This is a genomic window from Pontimicrobium sp. MEBiC01747 (assembly GCF_053601635.1).
Genome location: NZ_JBSHNS010000311.1, coordinates 1 through 4,366 on the forward strand (window position 1 = coordinate 1; position 4,366 = coordinate 4,366).

The 4,366-nt window shown below is 30.8% G+C and carries 4 protein-coding genes; all 4 read right to left on the bottom strand.

The features are described from left to right. Nucleotides 1-42 precede the first annotated feature (42 nt). Nucleotides 43-930, bottom strand: a complete 888-nt coding sequence (locus tag ACVC2P_RS10330; protein WP_452598403.1) for an RHS repeat-associated core domain-containing protein — start codon at nucleotides 928-930, stop codon at nucleotides 43-45. Nucleotides 931-1,030: 100 nt separating this feature from the next. Beyond that, the gene (locus ACVC2P_RS10335; protein WP_452598400.1) at nucleotides 1,031-1,690 is read right to left on the bottom strand and encodes an IS1 family transposase; all 660 of its coding nucleotides are present in this window, start codon (nucleotides 1,688-1,690) and stop codon (nucleotides 1,031-1,033) included. A gap of 190 nt (nucleotides 1,691-1,880) precedes the next feature. After that, nucleotides 1,881-2,381, bottom strand: coding sequence for a hypothetical protein (locus ACVC2P_RS10340; RefSeq protein WP_452598401.1), 501 nt, complete (start codon nucleotides 2,379-2,381; stop codon nucleotides 1,881-1,883). Beyond that, nucleotides 2,378-4,366: RHS repeat domain-containing protein (locus ACVC2P_RS10345; protein WP_452598402.1), on the bottom strand; the 1,989-nt coding region annotated here is incomplete at its 5' end. The genes ACVC2P_RS10340 and ACVC2P_RS10345, both read right to left, overlap by 4 nt.

The following is a 4,366-nucleotide window of genomic DNA, read 5'->3' on the forward strand; positions in this document are numbered from 1 at the left end:
TACAACTAAAAAAAATAAATACTATAAACACTATAAATACTTTCATAATTTATCAATTATACTAAAAATTATTGAATCTCTTTTATGTTTTAATTTTTTACGCTTTTTAACATTATTTACACTATCGTTTTCGTTTCTTGAAGCACTAAGAGCATGAGCTGCATTTCTTCCTGCTGCTCCTTCATTAGCATCAAATTTCAACCATTTATTATCCATACCATTGAAATAGTTTTTATCATCCGCTAAGTGATATGATCTTGTAATTTCTTCAGATAAAGAATCTATTTTTTTATTAATAGATTTAGTTGTTTCACTAGGATTATCTAATGCTTCGTAATAAGCATAAATTCTAGGGTCAGGTCCATCTCCTAATCCACTATCGGTGCCTTCTGGAAGTATTTCTGTTGGTTCAATTTCATTTGAACCTCCTTCCATTGAGACAATATCTCTAACTTCAACATCAGATTTTAAACCACCATCATCGCCTATATAGTTTTCTCCAAGTTGGCTCTCAACCATGTCATTAGCTTGTTTTGCAGTAAATCCATCTGTTTCTCCATGTTGTGTAAATAACGACCAAGCACTATCCCCAGCTTCGGCTTCATAAGTAATTGTTCCATCTGATCCTTCTCTTCGAATCCAATCAGGAGCAGCTGGAGCCATTCCATCAGGATCAATAAAAAATACAGGATTATCAAAAGCATAGTTATATGTAGAGTGTCTACGCATTTGTTCCGCAAGAGGGTCTAACTGTAGCCATCTACCAATTGCAGGATCATAATGTCTAGCTTGATAATCGTAAACATTATATCCTAAATCCTCTTCAAACTCTTTTCCGTTATATTTAAAATCAAGTGCAGGATTTGTTGAAGTAACTACGTCATTATACCCTTTATGTTTGAGACCAAAAGGATAATAGTCTAAGATGATTTTTTTGCTGTTTCACTAAAAAACTACCTCCCTTAATTCCTTTTATTACAGTATTTTTAAAGAACGCTTGCTTTTACTAAGAATTTTAAATTTTGAATTACTATCCCCAAAAATAAATCCTTAAATGCGCTTCAAGATACTTTTCTTTTCTTGAAAAGCATATTGTTTTTCTGCTTAATCTCTTAATATGTGTTCGCAATGTTAGGTTTTTTCGTTCAATACGATTTGTTTTATATTGAAATACTTTATGAATCTTTTTAGGGATTAAACTTTTATATGTTGGTAAACCATCTGTATAAATATATTTTGGATGTAGTAATAGTAATTTATCACTTACTCTTTGTATACTTTCTTTTCTAACATTATTACTCACAAAAAAACTTATTACTGCCCTTGTTTCCTTTTCTATTGCATGTATAACCCAATTCTTTTTATGTCCATTAGCTATTTTTACAAATAATTCATCCATTTCAAAAGAGCAACCTAATTTATTAAAATAAGGTTCTTTTATTCTGTTTGCTATTCGTAACATTTTAGCTAAAACTGTTTTTGTAGATATCCCTATTATTCTAGCGATACTTCTTACTCCACAACTTTCTTTAAGCAAATCCTTTATTAACTTATCTGTTGTTTGTTTATAAGCATTATAACTATAACTTTCTTGAAATGAAGTTGAACAACTTTTACAGTAATAACGCTGTTTCCCATTTCGTTTTCCTTTTTTAATACAGGTGTCTTGGGTACAATTTCTACAATTCATTATTATAAATATTATCAAGCACCAATTTACTACACGTATAGTTATCAAACCCTTATTACAAGAGGTTTAAGAAACTTTCACTATTTCAAAGAACGATAATAAGCCCTCTTTAGAGAGCTTATTATTTTTATAATTTACTGATAATCAAACCAAAAATTGTTTTAATTTTCAAAAGCACCAGTTTACTACATTACCACCGACTACCCTTTATTTTTACATTTTTGATATCAATACTTAATAATTGATAATTTTTATCAATATACTTCATTTTTAATGTAGGTAGTACTTCTAATAACTCTAATGTATAATCAGTCTTTTTTTCTTTCCATATATCTGTACCTAAAAATATATACGTACTAGTCTCAAGATTAACAACAGTATTTGGAGAAACTTTTTCTTTATCAGGATTAAAAACAGGATCCCATATCATTTCTCCACTATATTTTATTCCATTTTTTTTATAATAAAGTTCTATTTTAGCAGAATTAATATCTAAAAAAATATCTTTATTAGTATCATTATATAAAGTTAATACAACTCTAATATGTGGGCCATTACCATTTCCTTCATTAATGATTTTAGAATTATTTTCATACTTTATATCTGATACAATTAATTCTTCAATAGTTAGCTTTTGAGAATAACTATTAATACTTAATATAATGAATATAAATATTAGTATACTTTTCATAATTTAATAGTGGTATTTTTGATAGTATTTATTTTATTCACGGGTCTTTGTAAACCATATCTAACTCCGTACCTTATAACTGCTCTTTGAAAACGTCCAGAAGTTTTAGGAAAAGTTGAGTGTTTCATTTGGGTTGCTACAGCTCTTTTTTCTTTATTAGCTTTAGGCATATCAAAATAAGCATCAAATCCGACTTCTTTATAGTCTTCATAATGAACTTCTTCGTGAATAAAATTACTCTTTATAGCATTTGCATCATCTGCAACTTTTACTCCTTTTTTGTTACCCTCGGTGTTGACTTCCATGTATTCTTTTGTGGAGTCATCACTATATAGTTCTGCGACAAATGCTGCTCCTCCAGCTTCTGATTCAGTGTCTGCTTTTAATGTTAAATCCGTAGGATTATAATGCTGATATACCTCTAGCTCTTGTTCTGTACTCAAATTAGATTCAGAAAATGCTACTGAATTCTCACTACCAACTTCATGATTAATTGTCTCCTCTCCTTCATTATTAATAGTTTTATTATCATTCCAAACACTCTCATCTATTATTCTTACTCTATCTGTTTCAGCATTATCTGATCCTAAATATTTACCACTTCTACTAAAGTAATCATCTAAAGGTTTCATTCCATCTGGATCAACCCAATAAATTGGATTATTGTAAGCATAATTATAAGGGCTGTGTCGTCTCATTTTTTCAGAAAGAGGATCAATATTCATCCAACGTCCAATAGCTGGATTATAATTTCTAGCACTAAAATCATACCAATCTATATCAAATTCCTTTTGTTCTTCTTTTCCGTTGTAACCATAAGGATGATGGTCTCCTTGAATTACGTCATTATACCCTTCGTGTTTCAGTCCAAAGGGATAGTAATTATTTTCTTCAATAATCTCACTATCTAAATCTCCATCCCCATCAATGTCTGTATCAAAAACACCATCATTATTGGTGTCATCAGCGATATCTATAATACCATCTCCATCAATATCACCATAACTTAGCCTAATGTTGCCTAAATGGTCTTTGTATTGGTAGATATACTCAAAGCCACCAGTATTATCTGGTTGTACATAGCCTTCAGGGTGGTTAAAGAATTTTAATACTTCTCCAGCACTTGTCTCTTCATAAATAAAGTTACCTGCATACTTAGTTGTTGTCAATGAACTTCCATTGGTTACTACTTTGGCTTGTTTTACACCTGTAGCATCATAAATATACGAAATTGTTTTGGTAGCATCGTTATTAAAAGTGATACTTGTTGGTAAATTTAAGTGGTTGTAAGTAATACCTTGGGCTCCATTTTCTCCTGCAACACCAATATCTTTATTGAGGTCTTTAACCATATTCCCATTGGCATCGTAAGTGTAATCGTCTCCTGTGGTGTTTCCATCGTTAAAACCTTTAGGGTTTGCTCCATAAATGTCTTTTACTTCCATTAATTTATTACCTATATCGTAAGTGTAAATTAATTGGTCTATAGTATATTCTCCTGTAGCACCTTGTCTTGATAATGCTAGTATATTTCCATTTTTATCATAGTCTACATTGTTTAAGGTATATTCGTATTGTGGTATTACGTATTGCCCAAAGACATGTATTTTATAAGTGGCATTTTCGATTCTATTTAAAGCATCGTAAGTATAACTGTAGGCTCTATTAGTATCATCTTGGTTATTGGTTTTCCATAGGGTTTCGCTAATATTACCATTGTATAATGGTGTAGCTCCAGTTTGCGGGGTGTTATACCCTAATTTAAAACCAAAGAGGTCATTCCCTAAATTATCTACATCGTTAATTTGACGTAACCATCCACGAATATTGTATTTATAATCTACACTTTGTAATCCTGAGGAGGTATTAGCTGTATTAGCTACAGCGCCTCCTACTTTTTTGTTTATCAGCTGGCCTAAGTCGTCGTAGCTATTATTCACTATTAACTCTGGCGTGCCATTATTTATGGTTTGGCTTTGGGTTAC